Source organism: Sinorhizobium psoraleae (assembly GCF_013283645.1).
Lineage (GTDB): Bacteria > Pseudomonadota > Alphaproteobacteria > Rhizobiales > Rhizobiaceae > Sinorhizobium > Sinorhizobium psoraleae.
Genome location: NZ_JABEKV010000039.1, coordinates 1 through 3508, shown reverse-complemented (window position 1 = coordinate 3508; position 3508 = coordinate 1). Strand labels below are relative to the sequence as shown.

The window sequence follows — 3508 nt, the reverse complement described above, 5'->3', positions numbered from 1 at the left end:
CGACGAGGCCATCCTCAAGGCCAAACCGGAAACTTCTTCAACAGCCTGCTAGACGCGGCGAATGCAGCCGACGAATGCGTCGCGTCCGCCTAAGCCTGCTGAACTGGGGCCTGTCAGATTCTCGAAAGCTTGCCCGAGTAGAGTACCCGGTCAGATCTTTAAAGTGAGGCTAGCGTGGACCCGCACAATTTTGACCCATCGCGTACAACGGCTTTGTCGCAGGTGCAGCAGGCCACTTTGAAAGAGCGACAAGCGGGCAAGGCCCGGCAAGTGGGCTTTGAGCAGCACTTGGCCGAGGCGCGCCGAGCCGAGCCGGCTCCTGTCGCGAGTGGCGCCCATGATGATGCCTACTATCCCCATCTGTCTAGCGAACACCGGCGCCTTATTGATCAAGCCATCGCTCATGCTGCGGCTCAGCAACACTATAGACCGACCACGGTCAAGTCATACGCGCGCGCACTTCGCCGATTGGCGAATGATCTCGGCGCTCGTGGCGAAGCGATTGATCTAAAGAGTCACCAATCGCTCGTCGATCACGTCGATACTTTCTTTTCAAAAAGCGATGTCATGAAGAAGGCATTGAAGCACCTTCGTGCATATCGTGAGCCGGGCTATTCAGCTACTACCGGCCGGCCACGCATGATACCATCAGGGGCGGACGCGCACCTCGTAGAAAAAGTGAATAGTCACAGTAGGTTAACTGCATCAACGCGTGATCTATACAGTAAACGTCTCCGAAGATTTTCTGAGACGCTTAAGAGTAGGGGCCAGACGATATCTGGTCTCGACCACGATTCGCGCATCGAATTGGCTGGGAGCTTGTTCCCGGCCGACGACGACCTCTTATTCGCGTTAAAGGTGGTTCGCAATGTGGAGCTCGTTTCTGCCGGTGGCTCTCAGGAGCCTGAGCGCCGGGTCCCTTCCCCCACGTCAGATGGGGTTCCCGAGGAGCTCCGGCCGCTGTTCGATGATCGGAACGAGCCGCCAACCAATCCAGAGCAGCTTCTGCGACTGGAACAGGGATTCCGCGAGGAGCTTCAGGGATTGCAGTACGATCGACCCACCCCGTCGTTTTTCAGTGATCCAAGGAGGTTCGCCGCTGGACTGGATAAGCTCAACACCATTGTGGCAAGCCCTTTCAGAGCGGGCGGCTCTGGGGGCGCCGGAGTTCAGGTGGCTGCCCAGCCAGTGTTAGCTGTCAACGAACAGCAGATTCAGCGCTCGTCGGGCGCGCCTGACAAGGGCAACCTCCTGCCACTCGCCGTTCACCAGCAACTGAGCGAGATCGCCAATGCAGGCGGTGGAGCAATGCTGGCGGGCTCGGCGCCGCCGCTGGAGCAGTCAAGTGGGGTTTCGGTAGGGCGCAACAAAGCGCCTCTTCATCGCAATGATGCTGAGCTTATAAAGGAGCTTGAGGAGGCCCTTGAAAAGGCTGCTGCCGCCCCGGACACCATAAAGAGGAATGTAGGTGTTCTTCGCAGCTTTGACCGCTGGCTCTTCGCAAATAACAAAAACCCAATGCAAAATCGGCTCGACCATTATTCCCTGGTCGATGATGCGCGCGAGTTCATCGGTGAACGTGATCCCGCGAACCTCACGAGACTCCTAAAGGCGACAGAACATCTCCGAACCTCGCAGTTGACGGGCGGAAAAGTGCCGATCGCAGGCCGCGCTGAGTTGCAGCCTTCCCCCAAGGACCGTTCGCTCATTGAAGAGTATAAAAACGAAGTAGCGACAAGTTCCGCCAGAACCTATTCAACTGCTCTTGCCGGTTTCAGTGACTACCTGCGTCAAAACAACAAGCAGGGCATTGCTGGTCGGCTTTCCGGCACAGCCTTGGACGCAGATGTCGAGAGCTATAAGCAGGACGCTGGTGGTAATCAGTCGATCGGTCCCGCACTGGCTAATCTCCGAAAATCGCGGGCCGGCGCTAGAGCCATGGAACGTGAGCCCCAAGTTCCCCCGGTTCCTGCTCGCGAAGACGGGGAACTGATGGAGCCACAATCGGTCCGCGACGCCGCTGCGCGGCACGGCAGGCCGCATGAAGCTGGCACTTGGCCCAGGGAGCTTGCTGCGGGAGCCCCCGATCAGTATCTTTTGGACGCACCGGGCCAGTCGTCCCCGGCGCAGCAGACGCCTCCGTCAAGTGGGCTTCGCAGCAAGCGGCTGGCATTTCATCCAGAGGACCATAAGCTGATTTCGGGGCTGAAGGACGCCCTCACCAAGGGCAAAGCCGCTCCAGGCACCGTAAAGAATAATGTTAGGGCTATTAGCAGGTTTGGCAGCTGGCTCTTCGCAAATAACAAAAAACCTATCCAGGATCGGCTCGACCACGCGTCACTGACCGATGATGCGCGCGAGTTCATCGGACACGGTGATCCCGAGAACCTCACGAGACTCCGAAAGGCAATAGCTCATCTCCGGACAGCGCAGTCGACGGGGGGCACCGTGCCGATCATAGGTTACCCACAGTTGAGGCCTTATGCCGAGGACGCCTCGCTGATTGAAGAGTATAAAAACGAAGCAGCGACACCCAGATCTTACCCGCATGTTCTTCGCAGTTTCAGTGACTACCTGCGTCAAAACAGCAAACAGGGCATTGCTGTTCGGCTTTCCGGCAAGGCTTTGGATGAAGATGTCAAGAGCTATAAGGTATACGCCAATGGTGATCAGAAGATCGGTTTCGTACTGACGCATCTCCGAAAATCGCAGGCGGGCGCCAAAGCGATGGGGTTCGAGCGCCGTGTTACCACTTCTGATCCCGAAGACGCGGTACTGATGAAGCGGATGCGGGTCGGCGACACCGCTGCGCAGCATGACGCGCTGCAGGAAGCCGGCAGTTGGCCAGAGGAGCTTTCGGCGGCGAGCCATTGGGATGGTCATTTTGAACTGATGGACGAACCGAGGCCACCGTCATCTTTCGAGCCCGCCGTGCGCCATAACTGGGCACCGGATTCTGCAGAGTCCGATCACCCGCGGCCGCCGGAGCTGATGGGTGCACGTGCTAGGAGCAACCTCCTGCCAAGGAGGGAGGTCCGCATCAACGATGAAGATGACAAAGCTGAGGTGAGACCGGCCAAGAGGCAGAGGACACTCGACGATGCGCAAGACGTTGCCGCCGAGCGGCAGCCGAGCGGGATTATCAGTTCAGGCGGTCGCCTGCTGACGCCGGCCTCGACGCGTCAACTGGGTGCGTCGCCTTGGGAGGCGCAGCCGATGATGCAGGCGCGCGGGTTCGAAGACGCGGCGCCGCATGCGGCCATGACGTATGTTCGGAATGCCGCCGCGCAAGACAGCGCGCCATGGTCGGGGGTTCCTGCCGAACAGGTACAGGACATGGTCCAAGCCGGACCACCGCAACCTGTCAGTCCCGCCTCAAGCTGGTCGCTGCAGATGCCGCTCAATTTCGATTGGAGCAGGTGGCCAACGCCGGACGCAGCGCCAGTGCACCCTGCCGGGGCTAGCTCAAAGACCTACGTCGATTTTCTGCTTGATTCACCGTCCGCAC

Annotated in this window: 1 pseudogene; it reads left to right on the top strand. The window is 58.9% G+C overall.

The features are described 5' to 3' along the window. Positions 1-174: 174 nt before the first annotated feature. A pseudogene (locus tag ILFOPFJJ_RS34370) lies at positions 175-3508 on the top strand (hypothetical protein); the annotation flags it as partial.